The organism is Flavobacterium sp. GNP001, from assembly GCF_054343775.1.
In genome coordinates, this window is the sequence record NZ_JBTGUX010000001.1 from 3,143,137 (window position 1) to 3,163,432 (window position 20,296).

20 protein-coding genes are annotated in these 20,296 nt (G+C 38.0%); 4 read left to right on the forward strand and 16 right to left on the reverse strand.

The annotated features are described in order from the left end of the window. Window positions 1-129: 129 nt before the first annotated feature. The 6 genes from ACXX8U_RS13535 to ACXX8U_RS13560 all read right to left on the reverse strand — a co-directional run bounded on the left by ACXX8U_RS13535 (window position 130) and on the right by ACXX8U_RS13560 (window position 5,802). Window positions 130-906, reverse strand: a complete 777-nt coding sequence (locus tag ACXX8U_RS13535; RefSeq protein ID WP_458566297.1) for a DUF3667 domain-containing protein — start codon at window positions 904-906, stop codon at window positions 130-132. Window positions 907-1,175: 269 nt separating this feature from the next. Beyond that, window positions 1,176-1,730, reverse strand: coding sequence for an REP-associated tyrosine transposase (locus ACXX8U_RS13540; protein WP_458566298.1), 555 nt, complete (start codon window positions 1,728-1,730; stop codon window positions 1,176-1,178). A gap of 229 nt (window positions 1,731-1,959) precedes the next feature. Next, window positions 1,960-2,832: a phage tail-like protein gene (locus tag ACXX8U_RS13545; protein WP_458566299.1), complete on the reverse strand. Its 873-nt coding sequence runs from the start codon at window positions 2,830-2,832 to the stop codon at window positions 1,960-1,962. Window positions 2,833-2,922: 90 nt separating this feature from the next. Further along, window positions 2,923-3,141, reverse strand: coding sequence for an Fjoh_0651 family PID-CTERM protein (locus tag ACXX8U_RS13550; RefSeq protein WP_458566300.1), 219 nt, complete (start codon window positions 3,139-3,141; stop codon window positions 2,923-2,925). Window positions 3,142-3,155: 14 nt separating this feature from the next. Next, a complete protein-coding gene (locus ACXX8U_RS13555) occupies window positions 3,156-5,630 on the reverse strand; it encodes a leucine-rich repeat protein (RefSeq protein ID WP_458566301.1) in 2,475 nt (824 codons plus the stop codon). Between the two features lie 16 nt (window positions 5,631-5,646). Beyond that, complete coding sequence (locus tag ACXX8U_RS13560; protein ID WP_458566302.1) at window positions 5,647-5,802, reverse strand: hypothetical protein; 156 nt, start codon at window positions 5,800-5,802, stop codon at window positions 5,647-5,649. A gap of 197 nt (window positions 5,803-5,999) precedes the next feature. Between ACXX8U_RS13560 and ACXX8U_RS13565 the strand changes: the two genes are divergently transcribed. After that, window positions 6,000-7,214: a helix-turn-helix transcriptional regulator gene (locus ACXX8U_RS13565; RefSeq protein WP_458566303.1), complete on the forward strand. Its 1,215-nt coding sequence runs from the start codon at window positions 6,000-6,002 to the stop codon at window positions 7,212-7,214. A 128-nt stretch (window positions 7,215-7,342) separates the two neighbouring features. On the opposite strand, the gene ACXX8U_RS13570 is transcribed toward ACXX8U_RS13565, so the two are convergent. The 6 genes from ACXX8U_RS13570 to ACXX8U_RS13595 all read right to left on the reverse strand — a co-directional run bounded on the left by ACXX8U_RS13570 (window position 7,343) and on the right by ACXX8U_RS13595 (window position 13,909). Continuing rightward, on the reverse strand, window positions 7,343-7,603 hold the full coding sequence (locus ACXX8U_RS13570) for a hypothetical protein (RefSeq protein WP_458566304.1): 261 nt from the start codon (window positions 7,601-7,603) through the stop codon (window positions 7,343-7,345). A gap of 263 nt (window positions 7,604-7,866) precedes the next feature. After that, window positions 7,867-8,796 carry a DMT family transporter gene (locus ACXX8U_RS13575; RefSeq protein ID WP_458566305.1) on the reverse strand — a complete coding sequence of 310 codons (930 nt, stop codon included), beginning with the start codon at window positions 8,794-8,796 and terminating at the stop codon, window positions 7,867-7,869. Between the two features lies 1 nt (window position 8,797). Further along, on the reverse strand, window positions 8,798-9,601 hold the full coding sequence (locus tag ACXX8U_RS13580; RefSeq protein WP_458566306.1) for an SDR family oxidoreductase: 804 nt from the start codon (window positions 9,599-9,601) through the stop codon (window positions 8,798-8,800). 7 nt (window positions 9,602-9,608) lie between these two features. Continuing rightward, window positions 9,609-12,002, reverse strand: coding sequence for a M28 family peptidase (locus ACXX8U_RS13585; RefSeq protein ID WP_458566307.1), 2,394 nt, complete (start codon window positions 12,000-12,002; stop codon window positions 9,609-9,611). A gap of 30 nt (window positions 12,003-12,032) precedes the next feature. Beyond that, window positions 12,033-12,383, reverse strand: a complete 351-nt coding sequence (locus ACXX8U_RS13590) for a hypothetical protein (RefSeq protein WP_458566308.1) — start codon at window positions 12,381-12,383, stop codon at window positions 12,033-12,035. Then, window positions 12,380-13,909 carry a GNAT family N-acetyltransferase gene (locus ACXX8U_RS13595; protein ID WP_458566309.1) on the reverse strand — a complete coding sequence of 510 codons (1,530 nt, stop codon included), beginning with the start codon at window positions 13,907-13,909 and terminating at the stop codon, window positions 12,380-12,382. Before ACXX8U_RS13595 ends, ACXX8U_RS13590 begins: the two co-directional genes overlap by 4 nt. A 186-nt stretch (window positions 13,910-14,095) precedes the next feature. Here ACXX8U_RS13595 and ACXX8U_RS13600 point away from each other — a divergent pair, with 186 nt between their 5' ends. Beyond that, the gene (locus tag ACXX8U_RS13600; RefSeq protein ID WP_210790597.1) at window positions 14,096-14,419 is read left to right on the forward strand and encodes a single-stranded DNA-binding protein; all 324 of its coding nucleotides are present in this window, start codon (window positions 14,096-14,098) and stop codon (window positions 14,417-14,419) included. 58 nt (window positions 14,420-14,477) lie between these two features. Here ACXX8U_RS13600 and ACXX8U_RS13605 read toward each other — a convergent pair whose 3' ends face one another. The 4 genes from ACXX8U_RS13605 to metG form a co-directional block, all read right to left on the reverse strand. Continuing rightward, complete coding sequence (locus tag ACXX8U_RS13605; protein ID WP_458566310.1) at window positions 14,478-15,377, reverse strand: histone deacetylase family protein; 900 nt, start codon at window positions 15,375-15,377, stop codon at window positions 14,478-14,480. Window positions 15,378-15,400: 23 nt separating this feature from the next. Beyond that, window positions 15,401-16,030: a CatA-like O-acetyltransferase gene (locus ACXX8U_RS13610; RefSeq protein ID WP_458566311.1), complete on the reverse strand. Its 630-nt coding sequence runs from the start codon at window positions 16,028-16,030 to the stop codon at window positions 15,401-15,403. A gap of 17 nt (window positions 16,031-16,047) precedes the next feature. Then, the gene (locus tag ACXX8U_RS13615; RefSeq protein WP_458566312.1) at window positions 16,048-16,737 is read right to left on the reverse strand and encodes an HAD family hydrolase; all 690 of its coding nucleotides are present in this window, start codon (window positions 16,735-16,737) and stop codon (window positions 16,048-16,050) included. Window positions 16,738-16,805: 68 nt separating this feature from the next. Continuing rightward, window positions 16,806-18,866, reverse strand: coding sequence for a methionine--tRNA ligase (gene metG / locus ACXX8U_RS13620; protein ID WP_458566313.1), 2,061 nt, complete (start codon window positions 18,864-18,866; stop codon window positions 16,806-16,808). Window positions 18,867-19,299: 433 nt separating this feature from the next. Between metG and ACXX8U_RS13625 the strand changes: the two genes are divergently transcribed. After that, window positions 19,300-19,470 (forward strand): hypothetical protein, encoded by a 171-nt coding sequence (locus ACXX8U_RS13625; RefSeq protein ID WP_458566314.1) that lies wholly within the window; start codon window positions 19,300-19,302, stop codon window positions 19,468-19,470. A 206-nt stretch (window positions 19,471-19,676) separates the two neighbouring features. Continuing rightward, a complete protein-coding gene (locus tag ACXX8U_RS13630; RefSeq protein WP_458566315.1) occupies window positions 19,677-20,216 on the forward strand; it encodes a DMP19 family protein in 540 nt (179 codons plus the stop codon). Window positions 20,217-20,296 lie beyond the last annotated feature (80 nt).

The following is a 20,296-nucleotide window of genomic DNA, read 5'->3' on the forward strand; positions in this document are numbered from 1 at the left end:
TGATTGGGAGATGCCGCTTCCATCGGGGCTACGATAGTTCGTTTTATTTTCATTACACAATCAGTAAATGGAATTTGTACAGACCTAACAGGTTTTTAAAACGGGTTAGGTCTCAACTTAGGCTTAAGATCAAAACGTGTACAGATGAATCAAAAATTCGAACACATTATTGGTCTTGGTTTGTTTGAAAACATTGGTGCCAAACAGTAACAAGTAAATCGTGACGTAGTTGATGATGTGAAAACAATTTACTACCAAGAAACTAAGCAAGTAATCAGTCCATTTTTTTTTAGTAAATACCACAAGTACATGCCAAAACAAAAAGGCATAACTAATAAACAATACATACAATTCAATAGTTGCCTTGTGCAGTATAAAAGGGAAATACAAAGGCGAGACAATTAGGTCTATGGTAAAAAGTAAGGCATTAAAATAAATCCAAAAAACCACATTTTTAGCCAAATTAAATCGCTTTCGAAACAGCAACCAGGTTACTAAAACGGCACACGGAATGGTAAACAAAGTTCTAAATTTAGTAGCTTCAAATACTTTTCTACCAAATTCATTATAACCAAAAGGGTTATTGGCTAGGTGTACTGCATCTTCATAATCGTATATTTTATCACCAATAATAAGTAGGAGTGTAGCGGTGATTAAAAAAAAGGTTACGGGACTAAAATAAGTTTTACGCTGACCCGCAAAATAACCGTGGTACACCTTTTTAGGTTGTAGGAATAAATCTTTTACCACTTTTAAAATCCCTTTGTCGGTATGGGTAATGGAGTGCCAAAATTCATGAATTAAATCATGCATGTTCAATTCGCTTACGCTTGATTTTTGCCCGCAATGCGAACAAAATTGCCCTTCAAAGGTACGGTCGCAGTTTTTGCATAAATGGTGCTGCATAAAAGGTTTTTTTGGTTGGTTTGCTGTTGTAACGATACAAATGTAAGATAAATAACGGTTAAAAAACCAATGCCGCATCTCGACTGCGCTCGATGTGACGGCTATTCTTATTCTTGATTAATTGCAACACCTAACAGGTTTCAAAAACCTGTTAGGTGTCTCCACTTTAGTACGAAAGGATTTACCCCATCTTGTGCTCGTTTGCAAAGAGTACTTACTTACTTAATTAACGAAAACAAAGCGTTTGCAACGCAGCTATATTAGATGCATTACCATAAAGGTTCCACATTTACGTTACAAAAAACAGTGTTTTCCTCTTCATAATTTCTATAGCTACTATTTACAAAGTCTCTTTCATGAAATACAATTTCTGCTTCAACTGGATTATAGTGGATGTAGTTTACGCGTTGTTCCATTTTTTCCAAAGTGTCTAAGATAACGGGATGAAAACCATCTTTCCATAATTTATAATTCTTAGCTCTTCCTGATTTTTGAGCTTCAAAACTAAATTTTTTTAATAGCCATTCTCTTTTGCTTTCTGGATGTTCTTGTATTGCTTCTATTAATTTTTTAGAGGTATACTTTTTAAAATCACGTATCACATTTTGCAATTCGCCTTCAAAAGCTGAAACTATTAAATGAATATGACTTGTCATATAAACATAGGCATGTACACTCAATCCTTTTTCCTTGATGCAATAATTCAATGATTCATCTAAGATATTGCAATAAACGGGACGCATAAATAGATCAATCCAATCAACAACAGTAATGGTAATAAAAGTAGGTACCGTACGATCAATATCTTTGTATTTCTCAGACATTTTTTTAATCAAATGTATTGATTTTAAAAGAAAAGCTATAAAAAAACAGGAATATACTTGTTTAAAGTTACTCCTGTTTTAGTTTGCCGCGTTGCAAATGCTACGACTTATTTTTATAAGATAAATAGGCACTCGTTACAATCGAGCGTCAGTGGGAGCTGTTATTATTCTTTAATTTGTAGGAATGGATTTAAAGTCTGTGCGATCTAGTTAACCTTATTTAGATTTCTTATAACTTCACAACCATTAGTTGCGTTCCTCCATCATTACTTAATGTCTGTGTATTGGTACTGTTTGCACTAGTTGCTCTAATTCTAATTACATCACCTGCATTCAAAAATACCAAAAACATATATTGTGTAGCACTGCGAATTGCAACATTGGTAACACCTCTCTGGCTCACATTACTTAGATAAGAAGGATATATATTATTGAAAGAACCATATGCAGAACTATTAACTTCTAAAAAGTTATAAGCTCCAAGCGTATTATTAGGACTCGTTGCATTATCAATCATAGAATTTCTTGTCTGTATCAGGTATAGTCCTGCTCCGTTCGTTCCAACGGTATATGCATTGTTGGCATAGGAGCCTAAAGTAGGAGCAGTAACAATGCTTTCATAAGTTACAAGATCTGGATTTGAAGATGTTGAAGTAACCAAAGCTTGCGTAGTGTTTTTGGTAACCCTAAGTTCTAACTTTGCACCGCCACCGCTTGGCGTTATCCATTGTGTATTAAAATCAGTACCGTTAACTTTTGCTAGTACTTGATTGGCAGTACCACCAGTTGGTACACCTTGTCCGTTGGCTCCATTTGTACCGTTAGTACCGTTTGTTCCATTTAAACTCGTCCAAGCTGTTCCGTTGTAAAAATAAAAACCAGCAGTAGCATCGGTTTGGTACACCATTAATCCCGTGGCTGGAGTGGCAATAGCCGTTCTTTGTGTTTGTGTTAAGCGTGGTACCAAAACTCCTTGGTTGGTGCTTTTTAAATCTAAAATAGCAGATGGATCAGCAGTGCTACCATCAGTGTTAATAGCTACTGATTGCGCGCTTGCGTTTAATGCGATAAGGCTAAGGCCTAAAAAGAAAAGTTTTTTCATGTTTGTAAAGGTTTATTATTTTGATTGTTCGCCTATTGTAGGACGCGTTATTTTATTCTGATATTTTTTTTCTTATTGTTTCGGGCTAATCTACCACTTGTTTAATTTATTGTTGCTATTGTGCTGTTTTTTAAAGAAATAAAAAGCAACGGCAATAGCAAGCAGCAATAGTAGAGGAATCCAGTCGTTTATAGGTGCTGCAGGTACATCTTGTACATCATCATTAAAATCTTCTTGTGCCAATGCCGTTACAAACGGAAACAGTAAAGCAGTAAGGCTAAGTAGTATGGATAAAGTCTGTTTTTTCATGAGTAACATTGTAATTAGTTAACAGTAATTTTTTTGGTAAAACGCTCGCCATTGTTGGTTAGTTGTACCAAGTAAACAGCTTGCGGCAGCGGTGATTGCGTGTTAATGCGAATGCTGTTTTTGGCTTCGGTATTAGTTTCATAAACCGTTTGTCCAATCAAGTTGATGATTTTTACGTTAACCGTTCCGCTCATGGTATTTGGTAAATCAATTGAAAATTGACCGTTTACTACAGGGTTCGGGTACAATTGTAATTGAGCTGCTTCAAAATCTTTGGTATCCAACGTTTTGTTAGTAAACGCTATTTTGAAACGATCGCTTGCATACGATGCCGCTGCTGCTGTGGTTGTAAAGTTTAGTGTAGTAGCACTATCGGTCGTTATTGCAGTACTAGTTCCTAAAAATTTATCTACCAAAAACGGACTTACTGATGCATCAAAATTCGAAAACTGCGTACGGAAACTGTAGTTTTTATTGGCTTGAAAGTCTTGTAAATTCAAAAGCACTTCGTCTTTTTCGCTAATTGGTCCACGAGCATCAATAGCCCATGTTTTGGTATTGTTACTAATTGAAAGGTTTTCTGTTCCAGTACTTAGTTTAGCAACATCGGCCTTGTCGATATCGGCGCTAAAAGCAGCGTCAAAAACAGCTACAGTAGCATCAATAGGGAAACCGCCTGTAGTTAATTCGCTAGTTTCGTAAACGCTCAAGTCCAAACGAGCCATCGGTTTTTTTTGTGTTCTAAAAACACTAGTCAAGTTGCCATTACCTACTTTGTTACTTTCTTGAAATGTCAGTGTTCCAGGCGTTCCTAGTACGCTGTTTTGTACAAAAAAGGCTTGCCCTGGCTGAATGTATTGGTTTGCTGCAGAGGCCACATTGCTTGATCCTGTAGTGCTGCTATACACCACATAACGTCCTCTTTGTGCGGCAGTGCCCATATTTGGGTCCCAAATGTAATACGAGTCGGTTAAACCTACTTTAGTTAAGGCGTTCCAGTCTACGGTGTTTACGTAAGGGTTACCTACTAAACTGTAGCCGTTGGTTACCAAATTGCTAGTTGCATTTAAGGCAGTATCAAAAACTACATTTCCAATGCTAATGTTACCCGTTGTGCTTAAAGTAACCGCTGCATTAATTGTTGGCAACGAATTGCTATTGATATTTACATTTCGGTCTCCACGAACTAAAAGTCGGTAGCCTTGACCAGCTTGTAAATTGGTAGCATCGGTAGAGGTTACTGCTGTCCAACCACTTCCAGTAGCTTGGTTGTTATTGTAAGTAAACAACGATGGGCTACCAGTACCAGTAGCATCAAAACCATTAGCGCCTGTTGTTGAGCCAGTAATGTGTGTGCCCAATTGCCAGTTGTTGCTGATAAAATTGTCTGTAGTAACACCCGGACTCAAAAAGCGAAACGCTCTTTTACCTTGCGGAATGTAGCGTTGAACGGTAACTTTACCGGTAATAGTGCTTGTTCCGGCTAGAGGAGCAATTACTGCTGAGCCTGCGGCATTTGAGATTAAAGTTAGGTTGTTGTTGGCGTTTAGCCTACCGTTGCTAACGTCAACACTTCCAGTGACATTGATGCGGTTATTTAAACGGGTGAATCCCAAATGAGTGGTGTTAAAACGCTGTGTGTTCGTGGTTCCTGAGCCTGCAAATAGAACAGGAGCCGAGAACACTAATGTTCCGCTAGGATTAGTAATGGTACCATTATTAGTTAGTTGACCACCGCTATAATTGATTGATACATTACCGGTTGTAACTAGGTTTGTGTTGTTGGCTATCGTGAAGTTATTTAATTCGCTTTCTGTAATTGTGCCAAAATCTGTCCAGATTGTAGCGGAATCATATAAATTAGCGGTGCCTGAGGGAACTTTAAGTATTACATTAAGAAGATTAAGTCCAGAGAAAGAACTTGCTGATATCACTGGTGGCTCTACTGCTAGTACAGTGATTGAGGTCAAATTGAAGCAGTTTCTAAAAGCAAGACTAGGAATGCCAAGTATGGAACCAGGCAGTGTTATCGATTGCAATGAGCTACAATTGTTAAATGCGCCGAGTCCTATTCCACTTATTGATGATGAAAGAACAACAGATGTTAGCGCAGTACAATCTCTAAAAGCATCTATACCTATAGACGTTACTGAGTTTGGAATAGTAATAGACGTTAAACTAGTGCATCCTCTAAAACTATTACCAGGAATAATGGTTATTGAATTTGGTAATACAACAGCTGTTAGTCCTATGCAATTACCAAAACCACCTGTGGGTATTGTTGTTACGTTGTAGTTATTACCGTTGTCCGTAACGGTAGCAGGAATAATTAATGTGCCAGTAGGAGCAGTGGCTGCTTTTTGTACACTTACATTGTTTGTTCCTGCAATCTGAATGAAGCGTAAGTTGCCTTGGGTAAAGTCGGCTTGAGCAAAGCCAATAAAGTGCAGGCTCAGCAGTAAAAATAAAAGAAAGTTTTTTTGTTTCATAAAAATGAGTTTTTGTTTAAGGATGGGTTGTTTTGGTGTTATTTTGATTTAAAATTTGTCTCACTTCGTTGATATTTTTATCGGTGAGTTTGATGTTGTTTTGAAAGCAAGTATAAATGGCTTCGTCTCTTTTTAGAAAAAGAAGTTTTAAAAAATTGAGCAGTTGTTGCATAATAGTGTTTAATTGAAAGTGCAAAGATTAACACGATTTTTAGATTTTCCCAGTTTAGAGCGGGTAGTTAGTGGGTAGTTTTACTGACTACCCGTCGGGTAGTCATTTATTTAAAAAACTGTAAATGAGTAGTTTGTGAAAATTATTATTTTTGTTAAAAATCTACCGCATTTATTATCTTTGAAAAAAAGTTAAAAATGATAAAAAAGTACGCTTTGGTTTTTATGATTTTTCTAACAGGAATTTGCGCCGTTTTAGGGCAACCTCCACACATCATAAAACTCGAAAAACAAATAAATGGCTATAACGATGCACAGCAATACGAGAAATCGATTAATGTTTTAAGCAAAATTACAACCAATTCTAGCGCTTCGTCGTACGATAAATATTTTGCGTATTTGTATATGTCGTACACCTACAAACGACTTTTTAACTACACCAAAGCATTAAATAAACTGGAGCAAGCACTTTTAGAAGGAATGAAAAGTGACCATCCTCAAGAAGTTTCTAATAAAATTTCAGCCGAGAAATGTTTTGTATATTTTGATAATCACGAGTACGACAAGGCAGCCAAATTATTGGTAATCTTGCGTGCAGATGGCTATAAACACTTAGATACAGGTGCTAAATCGTGGTTGATCATGCAAGATGGCTACTTAAAAATGTTAGATAAAAAGTATGACGAAGCCCTGCAATTGTTAGACGAAGCAGCGGCCATCATCAAAGCCGAAGCACCAGAACATTTACCCAATATTTATGGTAAAAAAATTGAAGTGTACAATAAAATGAAGTTAGACGCGCAACGCGATAACGCATTCAAAGAGGGTTTAGCTATTGCTAAAAAGTACAAAAAGATCAAGTACGAAATGTACCTGTACGAGGTAATGCGCAATACCTATCAAGAAAATAACGACTATAAAAACGCATTTGATGTTCAAAAAAAATACGATTCAATTGTAAAACTCTACGATGCCACCGATGCTAATGGTAAACTAGAGTTGGCAGAGCTGCAACTAGAACAAGAAAACACCAAATTGAAAGAGCAAAACGCACGCTACCTTGATTACATATTGTACGGCGTAATTGTGGCATTGCTGCTGTTGCTGTATTTTGCAGTGCGTTTGTACTATTCTAACAAAACTCGAAGAATACTTGTTGAACAAGAAAATACCCGTATTTATGGTGAAATTGAAAAGTTAACGCACCAACAAAAAACCGATGATGCCGCAACAGTCATCCTGCCTGAATACGATTTTACAGATAGGCAACGCGAAATCATCACTTGGATTAAAAATGGATTGACTAACAAAGAAATCGCTAACAAACTGCACATTTCAGAAAACACCGTAAAATACCACCTAAAAATCATTTATGAGGTCATGAAGGTGCCCCATCGCTCGGCCATTAAATAAATTAAGTCGTTTTTGTACACTTTCGCTTTAGGTTTTCAGGAACTCTAGATCAAAAAAACAGCACAATAAACGCTTTTATTTCGGGCTAGATATTTTTTAACACAAGTTGTAATTTTAGGAGCAGTACTTTATTGCTCCGTTCGCGAGTTGTCCCGCTGTGCGCTGTATTCCCGATAAATAAAAACTACGGCCAAAAAGCCTTGTTTTTCTAAATCGGGAGATGCCGCTTCCATCGGGGCTACGATAGTTCGTTTTATTTTCATTACAAAATCAGCAAATAGTACGTTGAAATTTCGAGCGCAGTCGAGAACCCGAACTTCATCTCGACCGCGCTCGATGTGACGGCTGTTTTTCTTCTTGATTAATTGCAAACACCTAACAGGTTTCAAAAACCTGTTAGGTGTCAACGTTTTAGAACCAATTTATTTCCTTCATTTATTTTGCATGGTGTTTTTGCAAGGTGCTCGGGTTTAGTTACCTACTGAAAGCCAATACGACTTTCATAGCCCTGATGGCAGCGGAAATCCTGCTGTGCCAGCCCCGAAACTTCGGGATGGCACAGGAGATTGTAGCGTACAGCAGGACAAAACGACTTGGTAAGATAGACACCTGCTCCTAAAATCAAGAATTAGTGTTTTGAATTTTGATGGTTTTATTCTTTTGCGCGTGCTTTTCGCAAGGAGTAATTTACCAAGTACAAACCGAATAAAGTAACGCTGCCGCCTGTGGCTATGGCTGCATTTAGGGTTTCGCCAAAAATCAAAGCTCCCAACAACACAGCGATAATTGGGTTAATGTACGAGTAAACACTACTGATGGCTGCTGGTAAGTTTTGCAACGCATAAATAAAGGCAATAAAAGTAAGTACCGAACCAAAAACAACCAAATATGCAATTGACCACCAAGATATTGCCGGTATATCAGATAGGTTTACAGCGGTTCCGGTGGCGCCGTTGTAGGCAAAAAGCAAAAAACTGGACAAAAACATTTGAATTCCCAGGCTAAAATAAGGGTTAAAACTGGCGGCTTTTTGTTTGGTGTACAAAGTACCAAAGGCCCAAGTGATGGTTGAAATAACCGAAATGATGATCCCAAAGCGGAAATCAGGAATTAAAAAATCAGCTAAATGATCGTAAAAAATGACGCATACGCCACTAAAACTAATTAACAAGCCCAGAATAGAGAACTTAGATAAACGTTCTCCTTGAAAAAAGGAAATAATTACAATCCACAACGGGACACACGCACCAATGATAGCGCCCAAGCCGCTGCTGATGTACTTGACACCCCAAGTGCTTAGTGCGTTGCTCAACACGAAGTTTAAAATACTGAGTATGGCAATAGTTTTCCATTGCTTTCCTTTTGGCCAAGGCGTTTTTTTGAACAAGAAAAAGGAAATGTAAATGATTCCGCCCAAAAATTGCCTGATTGCTACTAGTTGCAAAGCAGGCATGTGTTTTACGCCTTCTTTGGAAGCGATCCAGGTGGTTCCCCAAAAAAAACTAATCCAGCACAAAGCCAGAATTGGCAAGCCAATACTACTTAATTTTGACGAAACGGCATTCTTAATTTTGGTTTTCACTTCACAAATTTGGTTGTGCAAAAGTATACTTTAAAATGCTTTGTAGCTCGTCGGTTCCTATTATTTTTTGGTCGGAGCCGCCTTCGTTTACAAATTGTGGCGGAGCCAAATCATGTTCTAATGCTTTTTGAGTGTAATAGTCTTTTCGGCTAGGATGCGCAGGTGCTGCGGCGTTCCAAGTTTGTGCCCATAAGTTGTTTTTTAGGATGGTTTTTATGATACCGATACAATCTTCTAAATGAATTAAATTAACCGGCGCATCTGGATTGGGTACTTGTTGGCGGCCGGATAAAAAATGTATCGGATGTCGGTTGCCACCAATTAATCCGCCAAAACGAAGTACAGTGGTTTTGAAAAGCTTATTGCTGTGCAAAAGTTGCTCGGTTTCCCAAAGTTGTTTGCCACTTTCGGAATCAGGTTCAGGAACAGTATCCTGAGTAACGTTGCCTTGAAGGTCATTAAACACTGATGTTGAGCTGATGAATAGGACATTTTCTATTGTTGATTGCTCGATAAAAGGAATCAGTTGGTTGATTTTGGCAACAAAATTTTCGCTTTCTGTGCTGCGTAATTTCGGCGGAATATCAATTAGTAAAGTAGTTGACCCGTCGAGAAAATTGGTGATTGGTCCCGTTATTCCACTCTCAGAAAGTTGTATTGAGTAGGGATTGATCTGCGCTTCGGCTAAAATGGTTTCTTTTTCGATAGTTGTGGTAGAGCCTTTTATAGCGTGTCCGTCTGCAATAAGGGCTTTCGCCAAAGGCAGCCCGAGCCATCCACAACCTAAAATGCTAATTTGTTTCATTTTTATTCTATTCAATAATTTCAGTAATTGGTGTTGCTTGCGGTTTAGGCATGATTGTATTTGGGCGTTTGAGAGGCACAACAATTGGCGATGCAGCTACCGGAGTAACTTTAATTTTTTGTTTAATCACCACAGCATCGGTCAATACAAACGGAGTAGGCATCATCCAGTTTTCTCTTTTCGGAATTTGAAAAAGCGGATTGCTTATCAAATCAAAGGAACTTTCTAGCAGCTCCATATCGAAAGGGACTTTGGCATCAAAATTAAATTTCAGAACCAAAGGCGCATTGTTTACCACATAATAGCGTAACAAATTAGATCCTTTTCTGCGGTACTCGCCTGCTGAATTATTACTTTCCGTGGCACGATTGGCTTTGAAATTATAGATTTTCATCTTTTCATTAGCAAAAATATCGTAGCGGTTCACTTTTCTGTTTGGCGTAATTTGTAGAGCTACGTATCTTTTGGAGCCAACTATTCGGTCTTCTAAAAATACAATCGATGGTTCTTTCAACGCTACTTTGGGTGCTGGAGCAGTATAACTAAAACCAGAATTGTATTTGCTTGTGAGTGAATTAATCATGTTGCTACTGGCAGCTTTGGGTTGGTTGCCAAGAATACTCTTAGTCCAACTGTCTAAATTCGTGTCGTATGTGGCCCAATTGGCTCGTTTGGTGTCAGCATCATAAACGTAAAGCAAACTGTTGGATTTGGCTTTGCCTAATTCGTAGCTAGAGTTGAAATCTGCTTTCGCAAAAAAGCCGATTGCAATGGCATAAAACAGAACGGCCCACCAACCTTTTTTGGTATACGAACCAAAAACAGGCAGTAGCAAAACAAAAGTTAGCACGGTGAGGATGGCGCTTCCAAAAAGTATCTTTAAACCGAGACCAACCGGAAACATTTGTATGAACGGAACCAAAAGCAAAAGCGCCGGAATACTTAATAAAACGTTTAAAGTTATTCTTGATTTTTGTGTGGCCACAAAAGCTGTTAATGCAAGTAAAGCAAAGTACACAGGAATGATTAAAAATCCGGCTCCTGGAAGGAGAAAAACAAGTGCGAAATTAATAATGATCCACAAGAAAAGTGGTGCAACCAAATGATTCATGGTTATTTTTCGCTCGGAGAAAAAATGGTAAAAGGTGAAACTTATGGCAAGAGTAAGTGCCATAAAAGCGGCTATGTAATCATGACCGTTGTAGGTAAAGCCATTGAGTAGATCGTTGTACTGCGGATAAAATAACAGTAGACTTTTCCATCCTAAAAAAGTTAATAAACCAGCTGTAAGTAGGCTTCCAAATAACGGAATACAGCCTTTTGCGATTTCTCGAAATGAAAGTAATCGTTTTGCCTTACCTATAAAAAGCATAAAAACTAACCATATTGCTGCAAAAACAACCAAAGGTTTATTCCAGCTAAACGGGTAGTGAATGAAGGTGTACGGAATGCTAAAATAAACTTCGTCGTGTGTGCTTTTGGTGGCTTCAAGATTGGCGTTTGAAAAATAATTGAGCAACGGCATCAAATAAGTTCCTTGGTGCGCCAGCGTGTTTTGGTTCAAATGCGCAACATCGTCTTGAGCGGTATGGTAGTTAAAATGATCGTCAATAAAAGCAAAGTTAAAACCTTGAATTTTGCCTTGCTTTCTAAATACTGTTAGATCGGTATCGTTTGGCAACATTTTGTAAATGCTGTACATTAAGGAGTTGGATACCGGATATTTGGTTTTTGCTTCCGCAAAAGCCTTGACCATGCCTTCATTGCCAGCCGTAGTTTCCATCAACATATAGCTTGGTCCTGACGAGCCGCGCGCTTCAAAATTCAAAACAAGGCCTACTTCCTTAGCCCATTGATGTTGGGTTACAAAAAGAGCTGCGCCATTTAAGCCGAGTTCTTCGGCATCGGTAAACAAGATAATAATGTCGTTTTTATGTGGTGTTTTGGCATATAGAAACGCACGTAAACTTTCTAAAATGGTAGCCACGCCTGACCCCGCATCGCTCGCACCGGGAGAGTAGGAGTGTGGCGCACTATCGTAATGGGATAACAAAACCAATGCTTTGTCAGAATCACTACCTTTAATTCGGGCTAAAATGTTTTTTGATTGAACCAAGAGTCCATTATCGTTCAAGGTGTAGCCTTGTTGTGTGCTTGTGGTGAGTCCAAGGTTGCGTAATTCTTGTACAAGATAATTGGCTACATTGTCATGATTGCTCGAGCCAACATAATGCGGTTTTTGAGCAATAGCTTTTATGTGTTGCAAAGCTCTTTTGGTAGAGAACTCGGCAAAAGGTTCTTCTTCTTCAGCGGTCCATTGTGGCATTAGGCTAAAAAATAGAAAGCCGATAATGCCTGTAATAAATAAGGCACTAAAAAAGGATGCGTAATTTTTTTTCATGGTTGGTTATAGCATTTGGGGTAGTGGTATTTATAGGTCTTTTTTAACTAGCATGTAAAAATCATTGTCTAAAACCATGTAACCCTGATCGTATAAAAAGTAGTAGGTGTTTCCGGTTTTGGTGTTTAATATCGAGGTAAAAAAATCGAAATCAAATCCTTTGCTAAGAAGTTTGGCTCGAGTGGTTTTTGATTTACCATCGGTATTGAGTTCAGATAGAATGCGGTAATTTTTGCGCAACTTGTTGTTGATGTTGCGCATATAATTGGTACTGTCCTTATTGATTTTGTTATTGTAGGCATTTCTGCAGCCGTCGCTACAAAACTTTTTGTCTTCGCGACCCACAATTTTTTCGCCACATTCTAAACAGGTTTTTGTCATGGATTTATTTTTTTGATGTCGTATAAATCAGTTCTTCTGTCTTTCAAGATGCGTACGCTTCCGTGTTCATGTAATTCTTTTAGTAGGTCTAAATCAACATCTACAATCAAGGTCATTTCGGTATTTGGAGTAGCCTCTGCTTTGATTCCGTTACTCGGAAAGGCAAAGTCAGATGGTGTAAACACAGCTGATTGTGCGTATTGAATGTCCATGTTGTTTACTTTTGGTAAATTACCTACGCAACCAGCAATCGCCACATAACATTCGTTTTCAATAGCCCGTGCTTGCGCACAATGTTTTACGCGCGTGTAGGCATTTTGGGTATCGGTTAAAAAAGGTACAAACAAAATATTCATGCCTTCATCAGCAAGTAATCGTGACAGCTCTGGAAACTCGACATCGTAACAAATTACAATTCCTATTTTTCCGCAATCAGTATCAAAAGTTTTAATTTGTGATCCTCCGGTCATGCCCCAATGTTGCACTTCGTTTGGAGTTACGTGAATTTTGGCATACATCTCTGAGGTTCCATCTCGTTTGCAAAGAAAGCCAACATTGTAAAGTGTGCCATTTTCAAGGTATGGCATGCTTCCGGTAATGATGTTGATATTGTACGAAATAGCCAATTCTTTGAATCGTTTGTGAATGGGCTCGGTGTGTTTGGCTAGTTCGCGAATAGCTTCGGCCTCTGATAAGTGGTTGTAATCAGCCATCAACGGCGCCGTAAACAATTCTGGAAATAGTGCAAAATCACTCCCGTAACCAGAAACTACATCTACAAAAAACTCACATTGTTCAAATAAGGCTTCTAAGTTATTCAATTGACGCATTTGCCATTGTACAAGTCCAAGACGAATTACCGTTTTTTCTAAGTTGATCAGTTTTGGACTTTTGTCAAAATAAATATTGTTCCATTCTAGTAAAACGGCAAATTCTTTCGAGTCGGTATCGCCTTCTAAATAGTTTTTCATGACTTTCAGCACGTGAAAATCGTTGCTCAATTGAAATGAAAGTACGGAGTCATGCAATTCTTTTCGTTTTACTTTTTCGATATAATCTTTAGGCGATAAGGTTTCTGCATGTTGCCCGTAATTAGGGATGCGACCGGCAAAAACAATAGCCTTCAGGTTGAGCTGTTCGCACAATTCTTTACGCGCATCGTATAGGCGACGCCCTAAACGTAAACCTCTATAATTAGGGTGAATAAAAACATCAATGCCATACAAAACTTCTCCTTTTGCGTTGTGTGTCGAAAAAGTGTATTTGCCAGTGATGTCAGAGTAATTATGATTTTTATCGACTAAGTTTTCATCAACAATTAACGAAAGGGCAGAGCCAACTACCTTTCCATCTACTAAAATAACCAACTGTCCTTCTGGAAATAGATTTAATAATTTTTCGATGTGATGCTCTCTCCAGTAGGATCCGGTCATTTCTGGATACGATTCGACCATTGAATTTTTGAGTTCTTTATAGTCCTCAAATTTCAAATTTCGGAGTTCTACTTTGTTGATTGCTGCTTGCATAATAAATTGATTTTCAACAAATATAATTAAAAAATTTGCCATTTACAAACGCTTACAAATAGTTACAACCGAAAGTAAATAGTTAGCAACCGATTAATTTTTGGTAGTCGTCACATCTTTGCACTGTCGATTCGAAACAAGATCGGGATACAAACAAATAAACACTAATATTTAAATTTACACGCCATGAAAAACAGAGTACAATTAATCGGAAGAGTAGGTCAAGATCCAGAAGTTAAAACTTTAGAAGGAGGAAAAAAACTAGCCAACGTAAGTATCGCAACGAATGATGTTTATTACAAAGAAAACGGGGATAAGGTAGAGCAAACAGAATGGCACCGCGTAACTGCTTGGGGCAAAACTGCTGATTTAATAGAGAAATATGTTACCAAAGGAAAAGAAATTGGTATCGAAGGGAAGCTGGTACACAGAAGCTACGAAGATAAAAATGGTGAAAAACGATACATTACTGAAATTGTAGCTAATGAATTGCTTTTGCTAAGCAAATAGTTCTAGCAAGCAGTTGAAAAGAACGGGATGTCTCACTGGGGATGTCCCGTTTTTGTTTTTAAAAAATAGATTTCGCTACTCGGTACGTATTGGCGTGCGCCTCAATAATGGTTTTAATTTCTGGAGAATAACCGCCACCCATTGATACTTGAACGGGAATTTGATGTTTCGCACAAAGTGCTAAAACAATTTCGTCTCGCTTTTTGCAACCTTCTAGCGTGCAGCCTAATTTTCCTAATTTGTCTGTGGCCAAAATATCAACGCCTGCCAGATAAAATATAAAATCGGGTTTTTGTTCCTTTATTAAACGCGGAATCACTTTGGCAATTGTTTCTAAGAAAACGGCATCGCTTGTATGATCTTCAAAAGCGATATCCAAATTAGAGATTTCTTTTTTAAATGGATAATTGGTTTTGCCATGCGTAGAAAAGGTAAAAACCTGTGGGTTATTCTGGAAGATAGCAGCAGTTCCGTTGCCTTGATGGACATCCAAATCAATGATTAGGATTTTTTTTGCCAGCTTTTTGTTCAGTAAATAGTGGGCCGCAATGGCTTGGTCGTTAAGTAAACAAAAAGCTTCGCCATGACCGGGAAAAGCGTGATGTGTTCCGCCAGCAATGTTAAATGCAATTTTGTGTTCAAATGCTTTTACAGCGCCCGTGACCGTACCTTGTGCAATGGTTAGTTCACGCTCTACAAGTTCTTTGGATAACGGAAAACCAATTTTTCGAGCAGCTCGCGGATCAATTTGTAGCGCTATTAAATTTTGAACATATTCCTCTTCATGTGCCGCAAGAACTAGTTCGATGGCGCAAGCTGTAGGTTCAAAAAAGTCAGCAGCTACAGCGGTGCCTTCATGCAGTAATTGTTGGGGTAGTAATTCGTATTTCAGCATCGGAAAACGGTGGCCGTCGGGTAAAGGATGTTGATATATGGGATGAAAGGCTATTGGTAACATCAAGATTTTTTAAAATACTTAGACTACTGATTCATTAAATCCTGAAAATAATCTACAAATTGGCTAAGGTGCAAACCATCAATCAAACCATGATGCACGTGTATGCTCATAGGCATGGTTCGTTTACCATCAGGGTGAAGGGTCATTTTTCCGAATGAAATTTTAGGACAACTATCAGGAAATTGATAGCTACGGGCATGAGATAATGAGGTGAAATCCAACCACGGAATGGCTGAAAAATGAATCACATTATCATCTGAAAAAGTACGTGTAAATAATCCTGTAGTTTGTTGAATGCGTTCTACTTCGGCTAACGCATCTTGATTAAAAACTGTATAGTCTTCATTATATGGCATTAATGAAAATCCAAAAGTGCCATCTTCACGGCCCACGGTTGCTGAAGCGTCAATACGGTTCCAAATGTAAATTTGATTATCAGCAATTCGGTATCTAAAACAATCAAAATGATTGACCGCTGCTAATGTTTTGTGTAAATAATAAGTAAAAAAAGAAGTCTGTTTTTCTTTTGCCACGGCATAAGCTTTACTGCAGTCTATCGTAACTGTTGCCCCGTAAAAGGGTTCGTCAAACTCTTTAAAAAATAAAAAATGTTCTTTTCTGTTCCAGTTTTCTAGATCTAAAAGCTGTTTCATTTGTATTTATGCGTCTCTCAATTTGTAATTAGGGCAACAACTTCTGTAATATTTGTAAAACTGTGAAAGTTCTCGTGCTTTATTTCATGATCAATCTTTTCATGAGCCCAAGTGGTGTGAAATGGAATATGAACCGCATACCCGCCCAATTCTAAAACAGGCAATACGTCTGATTTTAAAGAGTTACCAATCATTAAAAATTCATGTGGTTGCACATCCAAACGATTCAACAAATCGTCATAATCTTTTTCTTTTTTGTCTGACATGACTTCGATATGATGAAAATACTTTCCTAAACCAGAATTGTGCAACTTACGTCGTTGGTCTAGTAAATCGCCTTTGGTGGCTACTACAAGTTTGTATTTGCCATAAAGCGCCTCTAAAGTTTCTTCAACGCCTTCTAAAAGTTCGATAGGTTTTTCTAAAAGCTCTTTTCCATATTGTATTATTTTTTCAATAACCTCTATCGGAATGGTGTTGTTCGAAATTGTCATTGCCGCTTCAATCATGGATAAAATGTATCCCTTGATTCCGTAGCCGTATAATTTTAAATTAGAGATTTCAACTTTGAATAATTCTTGCGAAAGTCCTTGATGCGACAAATAATCACTCATTAGGGCACAAAATTTCTCTTCGGTTTCTAAAAAATAGGTTTCGTTGATGAACAAAGTGTCATCAGCATCGAAAGCAATTACTTTTAAGTTCATTTTTATTTATTTTACCGCAGATTCACAGATTAGAAAAAGAAAAATCTGCGAATCTGCGGTTAATTTTTTTAATTGATTGTCTCTCCATTCGCAACACCATCCGTATCTGGATTTACAAAAACCAATTTTCCTTCGGTGTTGGTAGTCATAAAAATCATTCCTTGACTTTCTACGCCGCGTAAGTTTCTTGGTGCCAAGTTTACCAAAACAGTTACGCGTTTCCCAATAATATCCTCGGGTTTAAAACTTTCGGCAATACCAGAAACAATGGTACGAACATCAATTCCTGTATCCACTTTCAAGATTAAAAGTTTATTTGCTTTTGGCATTTTTTCGGCTTCTAAAATAGTTCCGGTACGAATGTCCATTTTAGCAAAATCTTCAAACTGAATTAGCTCTTTTTGTGGTTCGGCTACTTTATTTTCAGCTTCGTTTGCGGTTTTGGTAGCTTGCAATTTTTCAATTTGCTGTTGGATGGCCTCGTCTTCAATTTTAGAAAACAGTAATTCTGCCTCTCCAATTTGGTGTCCAGACGCTAACAATTCCGATGTTTCAGAGATGGTACTCCAAGCCAATGGCTGTTCTAATTTTAAAATACGAGACAATTTTTGTGCTGTAAATGGTAAAAACGGTTCGCAAAGCGTGCTCAACGCTGCGGCAATTTGCAAAGCCACATACATTTGAGTTTTGGTGCGCTCTTCGTCTGTTTTTATCATTTTCCATGGCTCTTCATCGGCAAGGTATTTATTACCAAGTCGGGCAGCATTCATCATTTCGCCAAGTGCTTCGCGGAATCTGAAACGCTCAACCGAACTAGAAATTACCGCTGGATATGCTTTCAATTCAGCCAAAGTTTGTTCGTCTACCTCAGAAAGTTCATTTGGTGTAGAAACTACTCCGTTGTAATACTTATTAGTTAAAACCACCACACGGTTGATGAAGTTTCCAAAAATGGCAACCAATTCGTTGTTGTTTCTAGCCTGAAAGTCTTTCCAAGTAAAATCGTTGTCTTTCGTTTCTGGCGCATTCGAGGTCAAAGCATATCGCAACACATCTTGCTGATTTGGGAAATCCTCCAAATATTCGTGCAACCAAACCGCCCAGTTTTTAGAGGTTGATAATTTATTGCCTTCTAAATTTAAAAACTCATTAGCAGGAACGTTATCTGGTAAAATGTAACTTCCTTCGGCTTTTAACATCGCCGGGAAAATAACACAGTGAAAAACAATATTGTCTTTTCCTATAAAGTGAACCAATTTGGTGTCTTGATCTTTCCAGTACGGCTCCCAATCTTTTCCTTCTTTTGCAGCCCATTCTTTCGTGGCAGATATGTAGCCAATAGGTGCATCAAACCAAACGTATAATTTTTTTCCTTCGGCGCCAGCCACAGGAACATCAATTCCCCAATCAAGGTCACGCGTTACGGCACGAGGCTCTAAACCACCGTCAATCCATGATTTTACTTGGCCGTACACATTCGGTTTCCAGTCGCTCTTATGTCCTACTAAAATCCATTCTTTCAAGAAATCCTCGTAACGATCCAAAGGTAAAAACCAGTGTTTAGTCGATTTTAAAATAGGCGTTTCTCCTGTGATAGTCGATTTTGGTTTAATTAAATCGGTAGCGTTCAGTGTAGAACCACATTTTTCGCACTGATCGCCGTACGCCTCTTCGTTGCCACATTTAGGGCAAGTTCCAGTAACAAAACGGTCAGCCAAAAACTGATCGGCTTTCGCATCGTACAATTGCTCCGTTGTTTCTTCAATAAAATCGCCTTGCTCGTATAATTTTTTAAAAAATTCCGATGCTGTATCATGATGAATTTTAGCCGAAGTTCTAGAATAATTATCAAATGAAATTCCGAAATCTGAGAATGATTTGCGAATTATACCATCGTATTTATCAATTACTTGCTGCGGCGTAATACCTTCTTTTTTGGCTTTCATCGAAATAGCTACGCCGTGTTCATCGCTTCCGCAAACAAATAGAACGTCGCGATTTTGCAAACGCAAATAGCGTGAGTAAATATCCGATGGCACATAAACACCAGCCAAATGGCCAATATGAATGGGTCCGTTAGTGTAAGGCAATGCCGCGGTAATTGTATATCTTTTTGGATTCTGTATCATCTGTAACTCGTGTTTTTTTAGTTTTCACATATAATTCGCCTAAAAAAAGTGACAAAATGCCTTTTTTTCGCTGGCTAATTGCTTGATTTAATTTAATTGCTGGCAAAAATAAGCAATAGAATTTTATTTGAAGCTATTTAGCTTTGCTGAATCTGCGATGTCTCACTGTCGGTTGCAATCTTTTGCGCAATCCCCGGGTTTCGGGACCTGCGCAAAAGGATTTTCACTGCTATTGGGGCTAGAGAATTGGGTTTTCGTAAGCTATTTTTCATTCAGAGGGAAAAGAAATCTTTAATTTGGGATTAACTCAAAGTACGATTCCAGCTTTGTAAGAAGAGCATAGTCAGGAAAAATAGTTTTCTTTGCAAAGTTTTAAATTTCGTGCGTGTCATTTTGCAATAAATGGTGCATCCACTAAAAACATTTTCTCATTATGCCCAAAGGTCCCGAAAAAAACACCAAAAACAAAGCCTTGCATACCAAATTACTAAATCGCAAAAAGGCCAAATTGCAAGAGGAAAAAAAAGAAAAAGCCTTACGCCTGAAAGCTTTGGTAGCCAAAATCAATCAGCAAAAGAATAATGATACACCTGATGATATCTAACTTCTTGCAGGAATAATTCTGTGTTAATCTGCTCAATCTGTGGCAAAAAACGCTTGCTTCGTTTTTCGTAATGATATTATGCTCAAAATAATTTGCTCTAATTTGTGCAATCTGCGGTAAATTTAAGTAGAAATAAATCTGTGTTAATCTGTGCAATCTGTGGCAAAAAAACGAAATTTGTACCCTAAATATAAAATGCAACCCAAATGGAATTCGGAAAAATCATCATCTCAGAAAACGCCGCTCAAAGTGAAAACCCACAAGATATTATTAACTCAAACATTTCGGTGATCAATTTAATGCGTGAAGAGAAAATCGATGACGATTTGATTCACGAAGATGCGCTGATGAGTTATTATTTAGACTTTTACGTAGCCCAACATGTTGAGGGCAATTTTGCACAATTTGTGCACCGTTCCGGATGGAACAAAGAGTTAAATGAACTAATCGAAGAGGGATTAGCCTTAATTGGTGCTCCAAAACATCTCGAACTTTTTCAGCAACAGTCTAAAAAAGTGCGTTTAATGAGCAGCGTGAAACTCAATAAGTTTTTACAAGGAAAATTAGAAGGGGTAAATCCCACTAGAGACGCACTCAACACCGATACTTTTTTCGAAATAGAAGAAAATATAGTAGAACTTAATGCTGCTTTTTTAATGTCGCACCCTGATCTTGAAGTGCTTTCTATAGACGATATGTTTGCTACTTTAGAAGAGTTTGTGGGTCACGAGATTAAAAGAGAATAGCGTTATTTCGCAAAGGCACACCAAGAAAAACAGTGAGCAGCGCAAAGATTTCTATAAAGAACTTAGTGAATCTTTGCGTT

Bases quoted from the DNA above. Each gene is read 5' to 3' on its own strand.
- ACXX8U_RS13630 (WP_458566315.1), top strand. From the start codon at position 19,677: ATGGAATTCGGAAAAATCATCATCTCAGAAAACGCCGCTCAAAGTGAA.
- ACXX8U_RS13555 (WP_458566301.1), bottom strand. From the start codon at position 5,630: ATGAAACAAAAAAACTTTCTTTTATTTTTACTGCTGAGCCTGCACTTT.
- ACXX8U_RS13610 (WP_458566311.1), bottom strand. From the start codon at position 16,030: ATGAAACAGCTTTTAGATCTAGAAAACTGGAACAGAAAAGAACATTTT.
- ACXX8U_RS13565 (WP_458566303.1), top strand. From the start codon at position 6,000: ATGATAAAAAAGTACGCTTTGGTTTTTATGATTTTTCTAACAGGAATT.
- ACXX8U_RS13585 (WP_458566307.1), bottom strand. From the start codon at position 12,002: ATGAAAAAAAATTACGCATCCTTTTTTAGTGCCTTATTTATTACAGGC.
- ACXX8U_RS13590 (WP_458566308.1), bottom strand. From the start codon at position 12,383: ATGACAAAAACCTGTTTAGAATGTGGCGAAAAAATTGTGGGTCGCGAA.
- ACXX8U_RS13605 (WP_458566310.1), bottom strand. From the start codon at position 15,377: ATGTTACCAATAGCCTTTCATCCCATATATCAACATCCTTTACCCGAC.
- ACXX8U_RS13625 (WP_458566314.1), top strand. From the start codon at position 19,300: ATGCCCAAAGGTCCCGAAAAAAACACCAAAAACAAAGCCTTGCATACC.
- ACXX8U_RS13560 (WP_458566302.1), bottom strand. From the start codon at position 5,802: ATGCAACAACTGCTCAATTTTTTAAAACTTCTTTTTCTAAAAAGAGAC.
- ACXX8U_RS13600 (WP_210790597.1), top strand. From the start codon at position 14,096: ATGAAAAACAGAGTACAATTAATCGGAAGAGTAGGTCAAGATCCAGAA.
- metG (WP_458566313.1), bottom strand. From the start codon at position 18,866: ATGATACAGAATCCAAAAAGATATACAATTACCGCGGCATTGCCTTAC.
- ACXX8U_RS13615 (WP_458566312.1), bottom strand. From the start codon at position 16,737: ATGAACTTAAAAGTAATTGCTTTCGATGCTGATGACACTTTGTTCATC.
- ACXX8U_RS13540 (WP_458566298.1), bottom strand. From the start codon at position 1,730: ATGTCTGAGAAATACAAAGATATTGATCGTACGGTACCTACTTTTATT.
- ACXX8U_RS13550 (WP_458566300.1), bottom strand. From the start codon at position 3,141: ATGAAAAAACAGACTTTATCCATACTACTTAGCCTTACTGCTTTACTG.
- ACXX8U_RS13535 (WP_458566297.1), bottom strand. From the start codon at position 906: ATGCAGCACCATTTATGCAAAAACTGCGACCGTACCTTTGAAGGGCAA.
- ACXX8U_RS13580 (WP_458566306.1), bottom strand. From the start codon at position 9,601: ATGAAACAAATTAGCATTTTAGGTTGTGGATGGCTCGGGCTGCCTTTG.
- ACXX8U_RS13595 (WP_458566309.1), bottom strand. From the start codon at position 13,909: ATGCAAGCAGCAATCAACAAAGTAGAACTCCGAAATTTGAAATTTGAG.
- ACXX8U_RS13545 (WP_458566299.1), bottom strand. From the start codon at position 2,832: ATGAAAAAACTTTTCTTTTTAGGCCTTAGCCTTATCGCATTAAACGCA.